The sequence below is a fragment of the Leifsonia sp. A12D58 genome (genome assembly GCF_047530025.1).
In the GTDB taxonomy this organism is placed as follows: Bacteria; Actinomycetota; Actinomycetes; order Actinomycetales; family Microbacteriaceae; genus Cryobacterium.
Map to the genome: position 1 here is coordinate 76,397 of NZ_JBLJAT010000004.1, position 19,371 is coordinate 95,767.

Here is a 19,371-nt window from a genome sequence, read left to right on the forward strand (position 1 = left end):
CAGCGCTGCCGAGCGTTACGCGCTGAGCTTGAGCAGCGGGTTCAGGGTTTTGGCCTTCTCCTGCGCACCCTCGAGACCCGTAACCGCCAGCCAGTTGCCCAGCATCCGGTAACCGGCTTCGGTCAGCACTGACTCCGGGTGGAACTGCACGCCGAAGATAGCCGAAGACTCGTGCCTGAGGCCCATGATCACTCCGCCCTGGGTGCGTGATGTAACGATGAGCTCGCTGGGTACCGTTGAATCCACAACGGCGAGCGAGTGATAGCGCGTGGCCGTGAACGGCTGCGGAACACCCTCATAGAAGGCGCTGTCGTCGTGCGTGACCAGAGAGGTCTTGCCGTGCATGAGCTCTTCAGCATTGGTGACCGTGGCACCGAACGCCTCAGCGATCGCCTGATGCCCCAGGCAGACACCGAACAGCGGGGTACCGGATGCGTGTGCCGCTGTGACCATCGCGATCGACACACCGGCCTCTGACGGCTTTCCCGGTCCGGGTGAGACAAGAACACCGTCAAACTCGGCGAGGCGCTCTGCAGCCTCTGCCGGAGTGAACGCGTCGTTGCGGAGTACTTCGGTCTCAGCGCCGAGCTCCATCAAATACCCGTTGAGGGTATAGACGAAACTGTCGTAGTTGTCGATGACAAGGATGCGTGTCATTGACCGCCCACCGTCGCTTCCTGATTGTTGATGATCGAATCGACCCAGGGGAACACCCAGAGATCAAGAACGAAGAGAACTGCTGCAACCAGAATAAGCACGATCAAGATGCGAATCCAGATCGGCCCTGGGAGCACACGCCACAACGCTGCGTACATGAGAATCTCCTAGTCCTGCGCCTGGGCTGCGATGATCGGGGCCAGTTCAGCAGGCGGGCCGGCCTCCAGGGGCTGCCATCCTTCAAAAACGCCGTACGCGATGATCCGCTCTGCGGTTGAATACAGCGGGTTGCAGCTGGTCAGTGTGATGAGGCGATCGGTCGGGGTGGCGCCCGGCTGGTGGGGAACCGCGGCGATGACATCCACCTGGGTGGGCTGCACGTATTCCAGATCCCTGAACGTGTATGTGTAGTAGCCGTCTGCGGTCTGCACATAGATGGAGTCGCCGAGCTGAAGTTCGTTGATGAGATGCAGCGCGCCGCCGTAGGCACTGCGGTGCGCCGCAACGGCGAAGTTGCCCACTTCGCCCGGCATCTGCGTATCGAGATAGTGACCGACCCCGAGCCGCATGCTGTTGAGCACGCTCGTTCCGGTACCGCCTGCGATAGTGCGGTGATAGTCGGTACCGAATCGAGGTACATAGAGCACTGCAAATGCTTCGCCATCGACAGCCGGTGCTGCAATGATCGGCTCGCCATAGTCGACGGGATCCGGGGACACCGGCTCGACAGGAGCGACTGGTGCAGCCTTGATCCACTGCTGGCTGATCTCGGTTGCGGCATCGGTCTGGGCGTTCGCCGTCACCAGATCGTTCCACCACAACTGCCAGCCGAGGAAGAGGAGAACCAGTACCCCGGCCGTGATCAGAAGTTCGCCGATGACACCGACAATGGTGACTCGGGGCCGCCGTCGCCTCCCGGATCGACGAGTACCGCGCCTGGAGGCCTGCTCGGGGGCCCCTGAATCAGGGAAGGTCGCGGTCATGCTCCGATTCTAATCAGCGCCGGGGCAGCGAATGCCGTGAAGCGAGGGGTTCTGGCACCGCGCAGGCCGCAAAAACAGGGTTTGGTATCCGGCTCACCGGGTGTAGAGGAACGATGACGGTAGAATCTCACGCATGGCCCGTACGAAACCACGCACCAAGCCCGCCCGCGACGAGGGTACTCGCTCGAACGAAGACGTTCCGAACCCCGTTTGGTTCAAGCCGCTGATGTTCGGCTTCATGCTGCTCGGGCTCGTCTGGATCATCGTTTTCTACGTGAGCCAGGGAACACTCCCCGTCCCAGCACTGGGATCGTGGAACATCCTCGTCGGATTCGGAATTGCCTTCGTAGGCTTCCTGATGACGACGCGCTGGCGCTAGGTAGTCTGTCTGATCAGGGATTAAATCCCTGCGCGCATCAATTACACGGCTGTAATTATCCCCAGTGTGGAAACTCCTGTGGATAACTCGACACTCTGTGGAAAGCTGCCCAGTGGCAGGACTAGACGAAGAGTCGAACGCAGCTGAGGCCGACGAGCACAGCACCGAAGATGGCCAGTAGCCCGATCTGCAGGTTCTTCTGCTCGCGCTTCCTGGTCTTCACGAAGATGAGACCGATGATGGCGCCGCCGATGAGGCCGCCGACGTGAGCCTGCCAGGCCACGTTCAGTCCGGGCACAAAGCCGATCACCAGGTTGATGCCGACCAGCACGAGCAGCTGGGTCGCACTCGCGCCGAGGTGGCGCTGGATTACCAGGAATGCGCCCATCAGTCCGAAGATGGCGCCTGAAGCACCGACGACCGGGGTGAACGGGTCGGCCAGGAACAGCACGCCGAGTGACCCGGCGAGCCCGCTGAGTAGGTACAGCGTGAGGAATCGGCCGCGGCCGAGCATCCGCTCAAGGATCTGTCCGAAGATCCATAGCGTGTACATGTTCAGCGCGACGTGGAAGATGAAGCTCGTCGAGTGCACGAACATGGTGGTCAGCATCCGCCACGGCTCGAAGTAACCCGGCTCGGAGTAGACGCCGGCATACAGCAGATGCTGAGTGACGTTCAGGCCGGGGATGAGCTGGAGCACGAAGACCACGAGCGTGAGCGCGATGATCGAATAGGTGACGACGGGAGAACCGTCATTGCCCATGCGCGTGATGCGAGTCAGGGCGGCCGGCTTCGTGCGCGGTGCGTTCTGACGTTGTTCTTTCATGCATTCGGGGCAAATGACACCGACTGCCGCCTGAGTCTGGCACTCAGGACAAATGGTGCGCCCACAGCGCTGGCAGAGGATGAAACTCTGCCGATCCGGATGCCGGTAGCAATAGTTAGCCGATTGTTCCGGCATCCGGGTCATGGAGAGTTCTACCTAGACCTGCTCGACGGTGATGCTTTCGATGACGACGTCCTCGAGGGGACGGTCACGGCCATCGGTCGGAACAGCGGCGAGCTGGTCGACGATTGCACGCGATGCTTCGTCTTCAACCGCACCGAAGATGGAGTGCTTGCCCTGCAGCCACGTCGTCGGAACGACAGTGATGAAGAACTGAGAACCGTTGGTTCCGCGTCCACCCTGGATGCCGGCGTTCGCCATGGCGAGCACGTAGGGCTGGGTGAAGTCGAGCTCTGGGTTGATTTCATCGTCGAACTGGTAGCCGGGGCCACCGATGCCCTGGCCGAGCGGGTCGCCGGCCTGGATCATGAAGTCCTTGATGATGCGGTGGAAGATCGTTCCGTCGTAGAGCGGCTTGGTCGAAACCTCGCCGGTGCCCGGGTGCTTCCACTCGATTTCACCGGTTGCCAGGCCAACGAAGTTCTTCACAGTCTTCGGGGCGTGGTTGCCGTAGAGGTTGACCTTGATCGGTCCGAGGCTCGTGTTGAGCGTTGCGACAGCAGTGTGCTTTGACATAGCGATAATTCTTGCACAGCGACCGTGCAGCATCCTGAATGCCAGCTCTCACCTCGGATGCAACCAATCCCCAAACTGTGCATCTGTGCAGTAAAGCGCCGACTCGCTTGGAACCACCGAGGCATTCAGTGGCAAGATGGAAGTTATTCGCTACACGACATCGATGGAGGGTCCAGATGAGCCTGTCACGTAAGCGCCGTAAGGAACTCAATCGCCTGCGCAAAAGCGCCGACGAATTGTGGAGTAACCAGCAGGCGGTATTGGACCACGCAAATTCAATCGCCAGGGAAGCCGGCCGTCAGGCTGGAGTTCTCACTCGCGAGGAAGTGGTCCCCCGTGTGCGCGAAGGATATGAGCAGTATGTCCTTCCCGGCGTTCAGGCCACCCAGAGCTTCGCCGGCGACGCCAAGCGTCGTCTGGTCAGCGATGTCATCCCCGGCATCAGCAGCGGGGTCGGTACCGCTCTCGGCACCGTACTTTCCGTCGGAGACATCGCCAAGGACACCCGTGTCCGCGCAGCGCTGAACCGTCTGCACATCCAGCAGCCCGTTGCTCCGGCCAAGAAGGGTGCAGGCGTTGGCACCTACATTGCGCTCGGGCTCGGTGTCGCGGCTGCCGCGGGGGTCGCGTACGCCGTCTGGCAGACGTTCAGGGCCGATGACGAGTTGTGGGTCGCTGATGACGAGAACGACGGTCTGACGGGTAACCCAGAGGCTTAGACAAGCTACGGATGCGCATCGCGAGGTGCGCATCACGCAAAAGGGCCCGTGTCGACATGACACGGGCCCTTTTGCGTACCCTTCTGCGTGAGTTCCAGCCGTCGGCTCTCCAGCCGTCGGCTCTCCAGCCGTCGTCTCGCCGCGTGTCGCCCACATTCGCGAGTCCGCATCCCGTGGGTCGCCCAATTTCGCTCGTGATCGCGCGTCTGCAGTACCGAAAATCGGCGACGCCTGGAACGCGAACACAATTTACGGATGTCTGGGCTGGCGCTGCTTCCTCTGTCGACGGGTTCGCGGGCGCGTACCGGCTCGTGTGGCTCGCAGGACGCGTAGAACACGCAGGCGTACGTTTCGAGCAGCAAATGGCGCGAGCGGGCAGCTGGGCGGCGCACGACAGGCGCGCGACAGACGCGCGACAGACGCAAACGATGCCGCACGACCCCGGACAGACGAAACGCGGCGGCACCTATCCGCCTGGGCGCGGAAAATTACGCTGGGCGCGCGAAATATCGCGCGCCCAGATGAATTTCCCGCGCCAGGGCCGAATGCCCGCGTTAACGAAGAAGATCCCCACCCGACTGGGTGAGGATCTTCTTTTCTTACTGTGGAGCCTAGGAGAATCGAACTCCTGACCTCCTGCTTGCAAAGCAGGCGCTCTACCAATTGAGCTAAGGCCCCGAATGACTACTTACAACTTTCGTTATAACCAACCATACGTGGGGATACCAGGACTTGAACCTGGGACCTCTTCGTTATCAGCGAAGCGCTCTAACCGCCTGAGCTATATCCCCGATTCAGCAGATTAGAGACTACCTGACTCTGCCGAAATCTCCCAATCGAGCCGGGAGAAGTTCTTTTTTAGTTGTTTGTGAAGCCGACGAGAAGCCCGCCGGTCACCTTGACGCTGAGGTTGTAGAGCAATGCGAATACAGCACCGAGCGCCGTAACAACCACAGTGTTCAGGATAGCAACAACTACAGCGAAGCCCATGACGTTACCGATCGACAGGATCGTGTTGAGGTTCGACGTCTCACCTGCGATCGACGTGTAGAGGCTGTTCACGCTCTCGAAGATCCCGGTCTGGTTCAGCACCGTGAAGATGAGGAAGGTCGCCACAATAGTCACGACAGCGAGGCAGATCGCTACCAGGAAGGACAGCTTCACAGCCGACCAGAAGTCGATATACACCAGTTTCAGGCGCACCTGCTTCGTGGTGGTCTTGCGCGTGGACTTCTTGGCGAGCTTTTCCGCGACGCTACTCATCTATTGACTCTTCTTTCCCCGATTCGCTCTCCGGCTGGTCGTCAGGTTCGTCGACAACAAGATTACGTTCGGTGTTCTTCGCGATGGCGATGATTCTGTCGCTGTCCGCAAACTTGGCGAAAACTACGCCCATGGTGTCCCGGCCCTTGGCTGGAACTTCAGCGACGTCAGAGCGTACCACCTTGCCACTGGCAAGAACCACAAGGACTTCGTCCTCTTCATCGACGATGAGTGCACCGACCAGGTCGCCCCGATCCTCACTCAATTTCGCCACCTTGATGCCCAGTCCGCCACGGTTCTGCAGGCGGTACTGGTCAGCGGCTGTGCGCTTGGCATAGCCGCCCTCTGTCACGATGAAGACGAATCCGTCATCGGAGACCACTGACGCGTCAAGCAGGGTGTCGTCGCCTCGGAAGTGCATACCGATGACACCAGAGGTACTGCGACCCATGGGGCGCAGTGAGTCATCCGTAGCGGTGAAGCGGATCGACATACCCTTGCGCGACACGAGCAGCAGGTCGGAGTCTTCGTCGACGAGCAGCGCAGAGACGAGTTCGTCGCCCTCGCGCAGCTTGATGGCGATGATGCCGCCTGTGCGGTTCGTGTCGTACTCGCTCAGTGCAGTCTTCTTGATCAGGCCCTCGCGGGTCGCAAGCGTCAGGTACTGGGCGACTTCGTAGTCACGGATGTCGAGGATCTGTGCGATCTCTTCACCCGGCTGCAGAGCGAGCAGGTTGGCGACGTGCTGGCCCTTGGCATCGCGGCCGGCCTCCTGCACTTCGTAAGCCTTGGCGCGATATACGCGACCGGTGTTCGTGAAGAACAGCAGCCAGTGGTGAGTTGTCGTGACGAAGAAGTGCTCAACGACGTCGTCAGCACGCAGCTGGGCGCCCTTGACGCCCTTGCCACCGCGGTGCTGATTGCGGTAATTGTCGCTGCGGGTGCGCTTGATGTAGCCGCCGCGTGTGACGGTGACGACCATCTCTTCTTCAGGAATGAGGTCTTCGATCGACATGTCGCCGTCGAAGCCGAACATGATCTCCGTACGACGGTCGTCGCCGTACTTGTCGGTGATCTCGGTGAGCTCTTCGCTGACGATCGTGCGCTGACGCTCCGGGCTGGCCAGGATCGCCTTGTATTCGGCGATCTGACGCTCGAGCTCTGCGGCCTGATCGATGATCTTCTGGCGTTCCAGGGCGGCCAGACGACGCAGCTGCATGGCGAGAATGGCATCCGCCTGCAGCTTGTCGACATCGAGCAGCTCCATCAGGCCCTCGCGGGCGTCATCCACCGTGGCTGAACGACGGATGAGAGCAATGACCTCGTCGAGCGCGTCGAGCGCCTTGAGGTAACCACGCAGGATGTGGGCATCAGCCTCTGCCTTGTTCAGGCGGAACTGGGTGCGGCGCACGATGACGTCGATCTGGTGCGTGACCCAGGCGGAGATGAATCCGTCGAGGGGCAGCGTGCGCGGGATGCCGTCTACGATCGCCAGCATGTTGGCGCCGAAGTTCTCCTGCAGCGGGGTGTGCTTGTAGAGGTTGTTCAGTACAACCTTGGCCACTGCATCACGCTTGAGCACGATGACGAGGCGCTGGCCGGTACGACCTGATGTCTCGTCGCGGATGTCGGCGATGCCGGTGACCTTGGCGTCCTTGACGAGGTCGGCGATCTTGATCGCCAGGTTGTCAGGGTTGACCTGGTACGGAAGCTCGGTGATGACCAGGCAGGTACGGCCCTGGAGCTCTTCGATGCTGACGACGGCACGCATCGTGATCGATCCGCGGCCGGTACGGTACGCATCCTGAATACCCTTGGTGCCCAGGATCTGCGCGCCGGTCGGGAAGTCGGGTCCCTTGATGCGCTGGATGAGCGCTTCGAGCAATTCCTCGCGCGATGCGTCGGGGTTTTCGAGGTACCAGAGCGCTCCGGCGGCGACCTCGCGCAGGTTGTGCGGCGGGATGTTGGTAGCCATACCGACAGCGATACCGACCGAGCCGTTGACCAGCAGGTTCGGGAATCGTGCAGGCAGAACCGTCGGCTCGAGCGTGCGTCCGTCGTAGTTGTCCTGGAAGTCGACGGTGTCTTCGTCGATGTCGCGCACCATCTCAAGGGCAAGTGGCGCCATCTTGGTCTCGGTGTATCGCGGTGCTGCAGCGCCGTCGTTGCCCGGGGAACCGAAGTTTCCCTGGCCGAGGGCGAGCGGGTAACGCAGGCTCCACGGCTGAACCAGGCGAACCAGCGCGTCGTAGATCGAGGAGTCACCGTGCGGGTGGAACTGTCCCATCACGTCGCCGACGACGCGGGCGCACTTGGAGAACGCCTTGTCTGGGCGGTAGCCGCCATCGAACATGGCGTAGATCACACGGCGGTGCACCGGCTTGAGACCGTCACGTACGTCGGGCAGGGCGCGACCGACGATGACGCTCATCGCGTAGTCGAGGTACGACCGCTGCATCTCCAGCTGAAGGTCGACCTGGTCGATCTTGCCGTGAGTGACGAGGTGAGCCGCGGCTGCTGCGTCAGACGCCTCAGCCGTGGTGGTCTCGTCTGAAGCCGAAGCCGCTGCGCCGGTGTTCTCAGCGCCCGAGTTATCGGTGGGGGTGTCGTTAGATGTCAAGGAAACGCACGTCCTTCGCGTTCTTTTGGATGAAGTTACGGCGGGATTCGACGTCTTCGCCCATCAGGGTGGAGAAAATTTCATCTGCGGCTGCTGCGTCGTCAAGGGTGACCTGCAGCAGAGTGCGGGACTCGGGCGCCATCGTGGTTTCCCACAGCTCCTTGTAGTCCATCTCGCCGAGACCCTTGTAACGCTGGATGCCGTTGTCCTTGGGGATGCGCTTGCCTGCAGCAGCTCCATCGGCCAGCAGCGCGTCGCGCTCCCGGTCTGAGTACACGTACTGGTGCGGGGCGTTCGACCACTTGAGCCTGAACAGCGGTGGCTGTGCCAGGTACACGTAGCCCATGTCGATCAGCGGGCGCATGTAGCGGAACAGCAGTGTGAGCAGCAGTGTCGTGATGTGCTGGCCGTCGACATCAGCATCGGCCATCAGCACGATCTTGTGATATCTCACCTTTTCAGGGTTGAAGTCTTCACCGAGACCCGCACCGAATGCGGTAATCATTGCCTGCACTTCGGCGTTGGCCAAAGCACGATCGAGGCGCGCCTTCTCGACGTTCAGGATCTTGCCGCGGAGCGGCAGGATTGCCTGGGTCTCCGGGTTTCGTCCCTGAACTGCCGAGCCGCCTGCCGAGTCACCCTCGACGATGAAGATCTCAGAGAGCGCGGGGTCTTTGCTCTGGCAGTCCTTGAGCTTGCCCGGCATTCCGCCGCCCTCGAGCAGGCCCTTACGGCGCGCGGTCTCGCGAGCCTTGCGGGCTGCCATCCGGGCCGTCGCTGCCTGCAGCGCCTTGCGGATGATCTCTTTGGCCTGGATGGGGTTGCGGCCGAACCAGTCAGCGAGCTGGTCACCGGCGACACGCTGCACGAATGCCTTGGCCTCGGTGTTGCCCAGCTTGGTCTTGGTCTGGCCTTCGAACTGGGGTTCAGCCAGCTTGATTGAGATGACGGCGGTCAAACCCTCGCGCACGTCATCGCCGGAGAGGTTGTCATCCTTTTCTTTCAGGATGCCCTTTTCACGCGCGTATTTGTTCACCAGCGTGGTGAGCGCTGCACGGAAACCTTCTTCGTGCGTGCCACCCTCGTGGGTGTTGATGGTGTTCGCGTAGGTGTGAACGCTCTCGGTGTATGCCGTCGTCCACTGCATGGCGACCTCGAGTGCGATCTTGCGTTCGGTGTCTTCAGATTCGAACGAAATGATCTCGTCGTTGACGAGGTCGGCCTTACGGGCACGGTTGAGATACTCGACGTAGTCGACGAGTCCCTGCTCGTACATGAACGAGTTCGAGACCGGGTTGCCTTCTTCGTCTGCCTGGTCTGGGCGCTCGTCGGTGAGCGTGAGGCGCAGTCCCTTGTTCAGGAACGCCATCTGCTGGAAGCGGGCGCGCAGCGTTTCGTAGTCGAAATCGACGGTTTCGAAGGTGTCCGGGCTCGGCCAGAACGTGATCGTGGTGCCCGTGGCATCCGACTCTTCGCCCTTTTCGAGCGGAGCGTTCGGCACACCGTGGGAGAAACTCTGGCGCCAGACGTGTCCCTGACGACGAACCTCGACCTCGAGCCGGGTCGACAGTGCGTTCACCACGGAGCTACCGACACCGTGCAGACCACCGGAGACCGCATAACCGCCGCCGCCGAACTTTCCACCGGCGTGCAGCACGGTCAAAACGACCTCAACCGTCGAGCGGCCCTCTGCCTTGTGGATGTCAACGGGGATACCGCGACCATTGTCTTCGACGCGAATCGCGCCGTCGGCAAGAATACGAATGTCGATGGTGTCGCAGTACCCGGCGAGGGCCTCGTCGACTGAGTTGTCGACAATCTCATACACCAAGTGATGCAAACCGCGCGGTCCTGTGGAACCGATGTACATTCCCGGTCGCTTGCGAACGGCTTCTAGGCCCTCAAGAACCTGAATTTCGTCTGCGCCGTACTCGTGCCTGGACTCGGGATTCTTCGGCTCTACTGTCATATGAAATTGGACTCCCTCTGCCGCTGAAGCGACCTTTCAAGTCTACCAAACATGGGGACCAGAGCACTCCATAAACGCCGATCTGACGCGCTTTCGTTGCGAGGGTGACCGATTTTGCCCGGCTACCCGTAGGTATCGCGCGGGCCCCGCCCTGGAATTGATCTGGGGCCCTTTTTCCAGGAAGGGGCGTTGGGTCCCTGAAAACGGATTGATGTAATCCCGGCGTCCGGATATCGCGTCGCGATGTGCGTCATGATGTCGACTCGCATCATCCGCAGCTGTGTCGCCCATGCTGTTGATTCGCACTGGACAGTCAATACACCGTCTTCGATTCCGACGGGAGTTGAATGCTTCGCGGTCTCGGCCCCTGCGATTTCGGTCCACGAATCCAGAAGCGACGATTGCGCCAGTGGCGAGTTCCAGCCGAGCTGCATAGTGAGCGAGGCGATGGTGTCGCCGAGCCCGTGTGGATCCCTGCCTTTGCCGAACGGGACGCTTGATGCGTTCTCCGTTTTAGGCCGTTTCCTGGCGCGGGACCGGCGGGCGTTGGGGTCACCGAAGACATCTTTGAAGCGCAGATAGACGCGTGACGCCTCAGTGCCTGCGACTTCTGGCTCGGCAGATTCAGCGTCATCTGCATCAGCTGTGACTGCGTCACCGCCGGTGATCGCTGGCTCTCCAGATCCAGAATCACTGGCATTCAGTGGCTTGTTGTCGTTGTCAGACACGATGATCGTCCACGATCTGCCCGGCCTTGATATGGATGGTGTGCGCAGCCAGGGCTTCGGGAACATCGTCGTAGACGGCGGCCGTGATCAAGACCTGTTCGAAACCGCCGACGGCAGCAGCTAGTCGTGCTCGCCTGGTCTGGTCGAGCTCGGCGAAGACATCGTCGAGGATGAGCACAGGGTCACCGCTCATTGAATCCCGACGAAGCAATTCAGCGGATGCCAGTTTCAGTGCGAGTGCGAACGACCAGGATTCGCCGTGGCTGGCATATCCCTTGGCCGGCAGCGAATTGAGCATGAAGACGAGGTCGTCGCGGTGTGGGCCGGCCAGCGTCATCCCCCGGTCGAGCTCCTTGCCTCGCAATGAGGCAAGTGCGGTCCTGAACAACTCGGCTGTCGGAATCGCCGCGGGTGCGAGTGCCGACGCTTCGGGTGCCTCATCGTCCTCGTCTGCACCCAGGATACTGAGCGAGGAGACGAGCTTCGGGCCGTGGTCTTCGCCGGCGACCGATTCGTACGCAGCACGGAGTGGCTCGCTCAACAAACGCACGAGTTCGGCGCGTTCGTCGATGATTTGAGACCCGAGATCAACGAGTCGCTCATCCCAGATATCAAGTGTGGACAGGGATTTTCCCTTGACACCCGTTGCTCTGGCTGACTTCAGCAGCGTGTTGCGCTGCTTGAGGACTCGATCGTAATCCGCAAGCACTCCGGCGATCCGCGGCGTGCGCAGCACCAACAACTGGTCGAGGAAACGGCGGCGTCCTGACGGATCTCCGCGCACCAGAGACAGGTCTTCAGGTGCGAACAACACGCTCGAGAAGTATCGAGGAAGTTCGCGCGTCTTGATAGCTGAACGGTTGATCTGAGCACGGTTCAATCCGGTGCGATTGATCTGAACCTCGGCCAGGATCTCGCGGCCGTTGTATTCGAGCCTGGCCCTGATCACTGCGGATTCAGCGCCAGCCCTGATCATCGCTTTGTCGCTGGAAACGCGATGCGAGCCCAGGGTACTCAGATACCCGAGCGCTTCGACCAGATTGGTTTTACCCTGGCCGTTGCGGCCGACCACCAGATTGGGGCCGGCCGCAAACGGTACCTCTGCGGTCGTGTAATTACGAAAATCCGCCAGGGAGAGGTGACTAACTCGCACGGTTCATCAGAGACACGATGTGTCAGTCTGCCTTCTTGACCGCGTGCCCGCCGAACTGGTTGCGGAGAGCAGCAACAGCCTTCATGGCAGGAGAGTCGTCCTGGCGCGAAACGAATCGCGCGAAGATCGACGCAGCGATCGTGGGAACGGGAACAGCGTTGTCGATGGCTTCTTCGATCGTCCAGCGTCCCTCACCTGAGTCTTCAACGTAGCCTTCGATGTTGGCCAGCGTCGGGTCTTCCTTAAGGGCAAGAACCATGAGCTCAAGCAGCCAGGAGCGCACGACGGTTCCACGCTGCCAGGCAGAGAAGATTCCGGGGACGTCCTTGATGAGGTCGCTGCGCTTTTCGAGCAGTTCGTAGCCCTCGGCGTATGCCTGCATCATGGCGTACTCGATGCCGTTGTGCACCATCTTGGCGTAGTGGCCTGCGCCGACTTCTCCTGCGTGCACGAAGCCTTCTTCGCGAGGGCCTTCAGGACGCAGCGCGTCGAAGACGGGCATTGCGCGCTCGACCTGCTCCTGGCTACCGCCGACCATCAGGCCGTAGCCGTTGGTGACGCCCCAGACTCCACCGGAAACACCGGCGTCGATGTAGTTGATTCCCTTGGGTGCAAGCAGTTCAACGTGCTTGAAGTCCTCGGTGAAGCGTGAGTTGCCGCCGTCAATGACGAGGTCGCCCTCTTCCAGCTTCTCAGCCAGTTCGTTCACGACAGAGTCAGTGATGGCTCCGGCCGGAACCATGATCCAGACCAGTCGCGGCGATGGAATCGCTGCGATCAATTCGTCAACGGAGGCGACGTCAGCCACATCCTGGTTTCGGTCGTATCCGGTGACCGTCAGTCCTGCATTGCGCAGGCGTGTGCGCATGTTCGCGCCCATTTTTCCGAGGCCGATGATACCGATGTGCATGAAGCTCCTTTGTGCCGGTGGTGTGGTGCGCTAGCGCAGCAGGAGGTTGGGTTGCAGCAAGTACTTGTAGCTGTCGGCGCCCGCACTCTCGCGAGATGTCTGGCTCGTGATGAGCACAGGGCCCGGCTTGTTGGGGTTCTCGGTCTTAGTGAACGAGATGCGCACGAATTCGGAGTGAACCGCGCCCAATCCATCAAGCAGGAACTGTGGTTTCAGAGAGACGACAGTGTCTGTTCCGGTAAGAATTGCGTCGATCGTTTCGGAGGCCTGCGCCTGCTCGGATCCGATCGCCTCGAGTGTGAGTCCGTCTGAGGTGAACGAGAAACGAAGCGCTGCTTCGCGTTCGAGCACGAGCTGTACGCGGCGGGTGGCCTCGATCAGCTCTGCGGTGTTCATCACCGCGTAGTTGTCGACAGTTTCGGGGAACAGTCGGCGGACTGGCGGGAAATTGCCCTTGATCAGAAGCGAGGTAACCGTCTTTTTGTCGGCGGTGAAGGCGATCAATTCGCGGTCGTCAGTGTTCGTGATCGCGACAGAGATCGTCCCACTGTGGCCGAATGTCTTGCCGACTTCCTGCAGAGTGCGAGCCGGCACGAGTGCCGTCATCGTCTCGGTGTTGTCGTTGCTGCCTGAGTCCCAGTTGATTTCACGGACGGCGACTCGGTAACGGTCGGTGGCGACGAGTCCGAGGCTGTTTTCTGAAACTTCGAGCTGCACACCGGTGATGACCGGGGTGACGTCGTCGCGTGACGCGGCAACGGCGACCTGGGCGACTGCATTGGCGAAGTCTTCTGCCGGGACGAGTCCCGACTGCGTGCTCACCTGCGGGATGCTCGGGTATTCCTCAACCGGCATCGACAGCAGTGTGAAGCTGGCCGATCCACAACTGACGGTGATGCGTGATTCGTCGGTGACGAAGCGCACAGGTGCGTTGGGCATCCGGCTGGCGATTTCGGCCAGCAGACGGCCGGACACGAGAACCTTGCCTGTTTCTTCAACATCAGCGGCGATCTCGGTCTGTGCTGAAACCTCGTAGTCGAAAGACGACAAGATCAAGCCGGTTTCTGTCGCTTCGATCAGCACCCCACTCAAAATGGGCAGCGTGGTGCGCTGGGGAAGCAACTTGACCGCAAAAGAGACGGCTTCACTGAAGACGTCCCTGTTGGCCTGAAATCTCACGGATTCGCTCCTGTCGATAGAGGCAATGGATGTGGCCTCAATGCTAGTCGTCTTTGTCAGCCGGCCCCGGTCGGGGGCAGCCCGGCCGTGAAGGTTATCGGGTGATGGCTAACAAGAATTAATAGTTAATGGTCTTAACCGGTGTGGAAACTGTGGATAACTCTTCGAACCGTCCGAAATCATTGGGATTCAGGGGGTCCGAGGCTGTTGGCGGACTGTGAGCGTTAATCGATCAGCTCTGAGGCGAAGATTTTTGTAATTCACGTTGTACACAGGTAGATCGTTGTTTCTACAGGCAATGGCAAGTTATTCAACGACTTTCCACAGAGTTATCCACAGTGTGAATATCCAAAATTTTTTAACTACTTGTACCGGTGGTTCTGCTTGATGCGGTTTGTGAGCTCAGTCACCTGGTTGTAGATCGAGCGACGCTCTTTCATCAGCTCACTGATCTTCTTGTTGGCGTACATGACCGTGGTGTGATCGCGGTTACCGAACAGCTGCCCGATTTTTGGCAGTGACAGGTTGGTGAGCTCACGACACAGATACATCGCGATCTGACGAGCCGTCGCGACGGCCTGCGATCGGGAAGATCCGTAGAGGTCGTCAACAGTGAGCTTGAAGTAGTCAGCGGTGTTGGTGATGATGTCGACTGGCGCAATGACGTTGTCTTCGTCAAGCGTGATGAGGTCCTTGAGGACCGTCTGCACCAGATTCATGTCGACCGGCGTGCGGTTGAGGCTGGCAAACGCCGTCACCCTGATGAGGGTGCCCTCGAGCTCGCGGATGTTCGATGACACCTTGGTCGCCATGAACTCAAGGATGTCGTCAGGAACCTGCAACTTCTCGCTCTGCGCCTTCTTCCGAAGAATGGCGATGCGGGTTTCGAGGTCGGGAGCCTGCACGTCGGTGATGAGGCCCCACTCGAAGCGGGAGCGCATCCGGTCTTCGAAGCCGGTAAGTGCCTTCGGTGGCAGGTCGCTCGTGATGACCACCTGCTTGTTGTGGTCGTGCAGTGTGTTGAAGGTGTGGAAGAAGGCTTCCTGGGTCTCAGCCTTGCCCTGCAAGAACTGGATGTCGTCGATCATCAAGATGTCGACGTTGCGGTAGCGCTGCTGGAACAGGGAACCACGGTTGTTCGCGATCGAGTTGATGAAGTCGTTGGTGAATTCCTCGCTACTGACGTAGCGAACCCGGATGCCCGGGTACAGGCTCATGGCGTAGTGACCTGTCGCATGGAGCAGGTGGGTCTTGCCGAGGCCGGACGACCCATAGACGAAGAGCGGGTTGTACGCCTTCGCGGGCGCTTCGGCCACTGCCACCGCTGCCGCGTGAGCAAAGCGGTTTGACTGGCCAATGACGAAGTTGTCGAAGTTGTACTTCGGATTCAGGCGAGTATCCAGCGGACGTTCGGTCTGAGTTGTCTCGAACACCGACTGGTGCGCTGCCGGCGTCTCAACGTCGGGAATCGCCGTCTCGTCCTGGATCGGACGCTGCGCGTCCTGCTCCAGTTCGGGATTCACCACGACGTAGAAACTGGAGACCGCTGTTGACTCGTCCAGCTGTGTCATTGCCGTGAGAAGTGGCACCCGCATCCGCTGGTTGAGCATGCTCGCAGTGAATTCGTTGGGTACTTCCAGATAGAAGGTGCCGGCTGCGATGCCCTTGGGCTCGACCAGATTCAGGAACCCATACAGCATCGGAGTGATGCTGTCGTCCGATTCGAGCGTGGTCAGGACCGCCTGCCATGTCTCAGTGATCGGAATTTCGCCGTCTGCCATGCTTCCTGCACCTTCTTATTCACAGAGTTATCCACCGCCTGTGGGGAAAAAGGCCCAATTCTCAGGCTTTTATTCACCTACCTGTGGATAACTAGGTGTTCACGGTAACCAATGAGTCCTAGCCACTCCAAATTCACCCGAATTTTAACCGCGTGTCATTGCCAGTGATAGCGACATTATTGTGGAGAATCGGTCGTTTGGGTTGTGCGAGTTTGACCAACGGTTCACAAAGCCGTAGTTTTAATCAGTTGACCTGAGCCCAAGGGCTACCCCCAATTCTTTCCGGCCGCCCGTTTTGGCCTGCAGAGATCAAACACGTGGAGATTGAACTATGAGCAAGAGAACCTTCCAGCCGAACAACCGTCGTCGCGCCAAGGTGCACGGCTTCCGTCTGCGCATGCGCACCCGTGCCGGCCGCGCAATCCTCGGTGCACGTCGTCGTAAGGGACGCACCGAACTCTCCGCCTAAGCGCGCTGGTGCTCGCTAAATCGAATCGCATTACGAGCGGGAACGACTATAAAGCTGTCGTTCGGCGGGGATACCGAGTAGTCGGACCCCACACCGTCGCGTATCTCAGGAAGAACCCTGACGGGAATCCTGCGCGATTCGGCTTCATCGTGGCCAAGAACATCGGTGGCGCAGTAGTGCGCAACGTTGTTCGACGTCGGATGAAAGCAGCGAGCTTTCAATTACTGCCATTCGTTCCGCCGGGAACTGACATCGTCATCAGGGCGTTGCCAGGTTCCGAGGGGGTTCCGTGGGCTACCCTGCATTCAGAGATCTCAGATGCTCTGAATGCAGGGAGCATCGGTCTGAGCAGAAAGAAATCATGAACCGGGTTGTGGCAAGCATCATCTTGCTGCCCCGCAATGCGGGAATCCTGGTTCTTCGCGCGTATCGCGCGGTGATTTCTCCTCTGTACGGCGATGTGTGCCGGTATTACCCCTCTTGTTCGGCCTACGCTCTGGGAGCCGTTCAAGAACACGGACTTGTGATTGGCTCTGCCTTGGCTGCCCGTCGGCTGGCCAGGTGCCATCCGTGGGCAGAGGGCGGGATCGATGATGTTCCCCAGAAGCGCAAGCGTCGCTACACCGTGACGCGATTTGGTTTTGTTATTGCACCAAGCCATGGAAAGGGCTGACCCCACGTATGGACCTCATCGGTACAATCCTCTGGCCGCTGAAATGGGCCGTGGAACTGCTGCTCGTCGCCTTCCACTGGCTGTTCACCACCGCCGGCCTTGATTCAGCCGCCGGTGTCACCTGGGTCCTGTCAATTGTCGGACTGGTTCTGGTGGTTCGCGCCGCTCTCATCCCGATCTTCGTCAAGCAGATCAAGAGCCAGCGCAAGATGCTCGAGGTCGCCCCTCAGCTGAAGAAAATCCAGGACAAGTACAAGGGCAAGAAGGATCAGTTCTCTCGCGAGGCCATGTCGCGCGAGACCATGGAGCTGTACAAGCGCACGGGAACGAACCCGCTGAGCTCCTGCCTCCCGCTCCTGCTGCAGATGCCGATCTTCTTCGCGCTCTTCTCTGTACTCAACGATGCCCAGCACGCCAAAGCCGGCGTCGGCCCCCTCAACGACACGCTCGCAGAGAGCTTCGGCAACGCCACGTTCCTCGGCGCCCCGCTGCACGATTCGTTCGCTTCCCAGTGGACACTCATGACGGCCGGCCAGCCGTTCAACGCTTCGGTGATGGTCCTCGCGGCCACCATGGTCGTCCTGATGACCGCGTCCCAGTTCATCACGCAGCTTCAGATCGTCTCCAAGAACATGTCGCCTGAGACCAAGGCGAGCCCCATGTTCAAGCAGCAGCGCATTATGTTGTACCTGCTCCCCCTGGTCTTCGCCTTCTCTGGTGTGGCCTTCCCGCTCGGCGTGATGTTCTACTGGCTCACCACGAACATCTGGACGATGTGCCAGCAGTTCCTGGTCATCCGCAACATGCCGACCCCCGGCAGTGAAGCGGCCAAGGCCCGTGAAGAGCGCCTTGCCCGCAAGGGAAAGCTGATCGCAACCGATGGCGACATCATCGTTGTGGATGAAGCACCCAAGACCACCCAGCGTCAGCAGCCGGTCAGCAAGAACCGTGCGAAGAAGCAAACCGGACCCAAGAAGTAGAGACGGGAAACCATCGTGACCGATAGCACCGCCACTGACACCGCAACCGAAGTAGACACCGTCGTCGCCCCGGGCTTCTCTGCAGGGCTCGTTTCGGAGTCGTCCTCCGACACGGTGGTTTCATCAGCAACCGACTCCCCCACCCTCGACCAGCTCGAGCAGGAGGGTGACATCGCCGCTGACTACATCGAGGAGTTTCTCGACATCTGCGACCTTGACGGTGACATCGACATCGATGCTCGTAATGGACGCGCGTACCTGTCGGTCAACGCCGTGGATGCCGCAAATCTGCGTTTGCTGTCCAAGCCGGACACCGTGAACGCCCTGCAGGAGCTGACGCGCCTGGCTGTGCAGAACAAGACCGGCGGCTTCTCACGCCTGATCCTCGACATCGGTGGATCTCGTGACGCACGCCAGGCCGAGCTTGCCTCGCTCGTCAACCGAGCGGTCGAGCGCATCGAAGCCGGAGCGACCGAAGCATCGCTCCCGGCGATGTCCTCGTACGAGCGCAAGCTCGTGCACGACCTCGTCTCGGGCCGCGGCTTCGTTTCAGAATCGCGCGGCGAAGGCCGCGATCGCCACACGGTTATCACCGCGTCCTAGTTTCACGTGAAACATTGAACGAGACATTAGAAGTAGAACCAGCAGTCGCAGCCGAGATCTTCGGCGCTCAGATTGACGTTGCGCGTGCATTCACGGCCAACCTGGCCGCGCAGGGCGAGGAACTGGGGCTCATCGGGCCGCTTGAACTCCCCCGGCTGTGGTCGCGTCACATCCTGAACTGTGCAATCATGGCGCCGCTGCTTCGTCCGGGGCTTGTCGGCGACGTGGGCTCGGGCGCAGGCCTGCCGGGTCTCGTGCTGGCAATCGCTCGCCCCGACGTGTCGTTCATCCTGATCGAGCCGATGGAGCGCCGCGTCGCGTGGCTGAATGACCAGGTGTCGGCACTGGGACTGACCAATGTTGTCGTGAAGCGTGCCCGCGCTGAAGAGATCAAGCTTGATGCGCCCCTCGACCAGGTCACCGCCCGCGCCGTGAGTGCGTTCAAGACGCTGATCCCCCTGACCGTTCCGCTGCTCAAATACGGTGGGGAGCTCATCCTGATGAAGGGTGCTAACGCTCCGGCCGAGATTGAGGCTGCGGCAAAGGCAATCCGCAAGTACCACCTGGTGGGTGTCGAGCTTCTTACCCTCGGCGAGGGTGTGCTGCAGGACGTCACACGGGTCATTAGGGCTACAGTGGATTAGTCTGCACGTTTCGAATTTTCGGTACTGCGGCACTGGGTGCCGGGTTCTCTTCTGACGTAGTACGAGCAGTTCAGTTTTATCCCCCAGAAGTACGGTGACGCTTCATACTTGCACCCGATATGAGTGCACTCCATGGAGT

General features: G+C 60.1%; 21 protein-coding genes and 2 tRNA genes. 8 read left to right on the forward strand and 15 right to left on the reverse strand.

All coding sequences use genetic code 11. The features are described 5' to 3' along the window. Positions 1-15: 15 nt before the first annotated feature. Genes ACMT3I_RS11120 through ACMT3I_RS11130 form a run of 3 tightly spaced genes read right to left on the reverse strand, consistent with a single transcriptional unit; the run spans position 16 to position 1,640 of the window. Complete coding sequence (locus tag ACMT3I_RS11120) at positions 16-657, reverse strand: anthranilate synthase component II (RefSeq protein WP_414804560.1); 642 nt, start codon at positions 655-657, stop codon at positions 16-18. After that, positions 654-815, reverse strand: a complete 162-nt coding sequence (locus ACMT3I_RS11125) for a hypothetical protein (RefSeq protein WP_414804561.1) — start codon at positions 813-815, stop codon at positions 654-656. Before ACMT3I_RS11125 ends, ACMT3I_RS11120 begins: the two co-directional genes overlap by 4 nt. Before the next feature lie 9 nt (positions 816-824). Beyond that, a complete protein-coding gene (locus tag ACMT3I_RS11130) occupies positions 825-1,640 on the reverse strand; it encodes a class E sortase (RefSeq protein WP_414804562.1) in 816 nt (271 codons plus the stop codon). 133 nt (positions 1,641-1,773) lie between these two features. Between ACMT3I_RS11130 and ACMT3I_RS11135 the strand changes: the two genes are divergently transcribed. Beyond that, positions 1,774-2,019, forward strand: coding sequence for a cell division protein CrgA (locus tag ACMT3I_RS11135; RefSeq protein WP_414804563.1), 246 nt, complete (start codon positions 1,774-1,776; stop codon positions 2,017-2,019). 121 nt (positions 2,020-2,140) lie between these two features. Here the strand turns inward: ACMT3I_RS11135 and ACMT3I_RS11140 are convergent, their stop codons facing one another. After that, on the reverse strand, positions 2,141-2,989 hold the full coding sequence (locus ACMT3I_RS11140; RefSeq protein ID WP_414804564.1) for a rhomboid family intramembrane serine protease: 849 nt from the start codon (positions 2,987-2,989) through the stop codon (positions 2,141-2,143). A 12-nt stretch (positions 2,990-3,001) separates the two neighbouring features. After that, positions 3,002-3,541, reverse strand: a complete 540-nt coding sequence (locus ACMT3I_RS11145; RefSeq protein WP_414804565.1) for a peptidylprolyl isomerase — start codon at positions 3,539-3,541, stop codon at positions 3,002-3,004. A 176-nt stretch (positions 3,542-3,717) separates the two neighbouring features. On the opposite strand from ACMT3I_RS11145, the gene ACMT3I_RS11150 reads away from it, so the two are divergent. Next, entirely contained in the window at positions 3,718-4,260 is a 543-nt protein-coding gene (locus ACMT3I_RS11150; protein WP_414804566.1) for a hypothetical protein, read from the forward strand. Positions 4,261-4,865: 605 nt separating this feature from the next. Here ACMT3I_RS11150 and ACMT3I_RS11155 read toward each other — a convergent pair. The 10 genes from ACMT3I_RS11155 to dnaA all read right to left on the reverse strand — a co-directional run bounded on the left by ACMT3I_RS11155 (position 4,866) and on the right by dnaA (position 15,863). Then, positions 4,866-4,938 (reverse strand) — tRNA-Ala (locus tag ACMT3I_RS11155). A gap of 39 nt (positions 4,939-4,977) precedes the next feature. Beyond that, positions 4,978-5,051, reverse strand: a tRNA-Ile gene (locus ACMT3I_RS11160). Positions 5,052-5,118: 67 nt separating this feature from the next. Beyond that, a complete protein-coding gene (locus ACMT3I_RS11165; RefSeq protein ID WP_414804567.1) occupies positions 5,119-5,523 on the reverse strand; it encodes a DUF3566 domain-containing protein in 405 nt (134 codons plus the stop codon). Further along, positions 5,516-8,008 carry a DNA gyrase subunit A gene (gyrA, locus tag ACMT3I_RS11170; protein ID WP_414804821.1) on the reverse strand — a complete coding sequence of 831 codons (2,493 nt, stop codon included), beginning with the start codon at positions 8,006-8,008 and terminating at the stop codon, positions 5,516-5,518. The genes ACMT3I_RS11165 and gyrA overlap by 8 nt, the downstream gene beginning before the upstream one ends. Before the next feature lie 124 nt (positions 8,009-8,132). Continuing rightward, the gene (gene gyrB / locus ACMT3I_RS11175; protein WP_414804568.1) at positions 8,133-10,112 is read right to left on the reverse strand and encodes a DNA topoisomerase (ATP-hydrolyzing) subunit B; all 1,980 of its coding nucleotides are present in this window, start codon (positions 10,110-10,112) and stop codon (positions 8,133-8,135) included. 122 nt (positions 10,113-10,234) lie between these two features. Then, complete coding sequence (locus ACMT3I_RS11180) at positions 10,235-10,690, reverse strand: DUF721 domain-containing protein (RefSeq protein ID WP_414804822.1); 456 nt, start codon at positions 10,688-10,690, stop codon at positions 10,235-10,237. A 142-nt stretch (positions 10,691-10,832) separates the two neighbouring features. Further along, positions 10,833-11,993, reverse strand: coding sequence for a DNA replication/repair protein RecF (recF, locus tag ACMT3I_RS11185; RefSeq protein WP_414804569.1), 1,161 nt, complete (start codon positions 11,991-11,993; stop codon positions 10,833-10,835). 22 nt (positions 11,994-12,015) lie between these two features. Beyond that, positions 12,016-12,903, reverse strand: coding sequence for a phosphogluconate dehydrogenase (NAD(+)-dependent, decarboxylating) (gene gnd, locus ACMT3I_RS11190; protein WP_414804570.1), 888 nt, complete (start codon positions 12,901-12,903; stop codon positions 12,016-12,018). Positions 12,904-12,933: 30 nt separating this feature from the next. Beyond that, positions 12,934-14,082: a DNA polymerase III subunit beta gene (dnaN, locus tag ACMT3I_RS11195; RefSeq protein WP_414804571.1), complete on the reverse strand. Its 1,149-nt coding sequence runs from the start codon at positions 14,080-14,082 to the stop codon at positions 12,934-12,936. A gap of 362 nt (positions 14,083-14,444) precedes the next feature. After that, entirely contained in the window at positions 14,445-15,863 is a 1,419-nt protein-coding gene (gene dnaA / locus ACMT3I_RS11200; protein WP_414804572.1) for a chromosomal replication initiator protein DnaA, read from the reverse strand. Between the two features lie 331 nt (positions 15,864-16,194). Here dnaA and rpmH point away from each other — a divergent pair, with 331 nt between their 5' ends. The 6 genes from rpmH to rsmG all read left to right on the forward strand — a co-directional run bounded on the left by rpmH (position 16,195) and on the right by rsmG (position 19,232). Then, positions 16,195-16,332, forward strand: a complete 138-nt coding sequence (gene rpmH, locus ACMT3I_RS11205; protein ID WP_010204566.1) for a 50S ribosomal protein L34 — start codon at positions 16,195-16,197, stop codon at positions 16,330-16,332. 8 nt (positions 16,333-16,340) lie between these two features. Then, the gene (gene rnpA / locus ACMT3I_RS11210; protein ID WP_414804573.1) at positions 16,341-16,697 is read left to right on the forward strand and encodes a ribonuclease P protein component; all 357 of its coding nucleotides are present in this window, start codon (positions 16,341-16,343) and stop codon (positions 16,695-16,697) included. Further along, entirely contained in the window at positions 16,694-17,005 is a 312-nt protein-coding gene (gene yidD / locus ACMT3I_RS11215; RefSeq protein ID WP_414804574.1) for a membrane protein insertion efficiency factor YidD, read from the forward strand. Before rnpA ends, yidD begins: the two co-directional genes overlap by 4 nt. Before the next feature lie 8 nt (positions 17,006-17,013). After that, a complete protein-coding gene (gene yidC, locus ACMT3I_RS11220; protein ID WP_414804575.1) occupies positions 17,014-17,985 on the forward strand; it encodes a membrane protein insertase YidC in 972 nt (323 codons plus the stop codon). A 114-nt stretch (positions 17,986-18,099) separates the two neighbouring features. Further along, a complete protein-coding gene (locus tag ACMT3I_RS11225) occupies positions 18,100-18,588 on the forward strand; it encodes a protein jag (RefSeq protein WP_414804823.1) in 489 nt (162 codons plus the stop codon). A gap of 14 nt (positions 18,589-18,602) precedes the next feature. Further along, the gene (rsmG, locus tag ACMT3I_RS11230) at positions 18,603-19,232 is read left to right on the forward strand and encodes a 16S rRNA (guanine(527)-N(7))-methyltransferase RsmG (RefSeq protein WP_414804576.1); all 630 of its coding nucleotides are present in this window, start codon (positions 18,603-18,605) and stop codon (positions 19,230-19,232) included. Positions 19,233-19,371 lie beyond the last annotated feature (139 nt).

Coding starts and splice junctions, on each gene's coding strand:
- ACMT3I_RS11125 (WP_414804561.1), bottom strand. CDS start 815: ATGTACGCAGCGTTGTGGCGTGTGCTCCCAGGGCCGATCTGGATTCGC.
- ACMT3I_RS11135 (WP_414804563.1), top strand. CDS start 1,774: ATGGCCCGTACGAAACCACGCACCAAGCCCGCCCGCGACGAGGGTACT.
- yidD (WP_414804574.1), top strand. CDS start 16,694: ATGAACCGGGTTGTGGCAAGCATCATCTTGCTGCCCCGCAATGCGGGA.
- ACMT3I_RS11120 (WP_414804560.1), bottom strand. CDS start 657: ATGACACGCATCCTTGTCATCGACAACTACGACAGTTTCGTCTATACC.
- ACMT3I_RS11145 (WP_414804565.1), bottom strand. CDS start 3,541: ATGTCAAAGCACACTGCTGTCGCAACGCTCAACACGAGCCTCGGACCG.
- yidC (WP_414804575.1), top strand. CDS start 17,014: ATGGACCTCATCGGTACAATCCTCTGGCCGCTGAAATGGGCCGTGGAA.
- dnaA (WP_414804572.1), bottom strand. CDS start 15,863: ATGGCAGACGGCGAAATTCCGATCACTGAGACATGGCAGGCGGTCCTG.
- ACMT3I_RS11150 (WP_414804566.1), top strand. CDS start 3,718: ATGAGCCTGTCACGTAAGCGCCGTAAGGAACTCAATCGCCTGCGCAAA.
- ACMT3I_RS11130 (WP_414804562.1), bottom strand. CDS start 1,640: ATGACCGCGACCTTCCCTGATTCAGGGGCCCCCGAGCAGGCCTCCAGG.
- ACMT3I_RS11165 (WP_414804567.1), bottom strand. CDS start 5,523: ATGAGTAGCGTCGCGGAAAAGCTCGCCAAGAAGTCCACGCGCAAGACC.
- gnd (WP_414804570.1), bottom strand. CDS start 12,903: ATGCACATCGGTATCATCGGCCTCGGAAAAATGGGCGCGAACATGCGC.
- rpmH (WP_010204566.1), top strand. CDS start 16,195: ATGAGCAAGAGAACCTTCCAGCCGAACAACCGTCGTCGCGCCAAGGTG.
- gyrB (WP_414804568.1), bottom strand. CDS start 10,112: ATGACAGTAGAGCCGAAGAATCCCGAGTCCAGGCACGAGTACGGCGCA.
- ACMT3I_RS11140 (WP_414804564.1), bottom strand. CDS start 2,989: ATGACCCGGATGCCGGAACAATCGGCTAACTATTGCTACCGGCATCCG.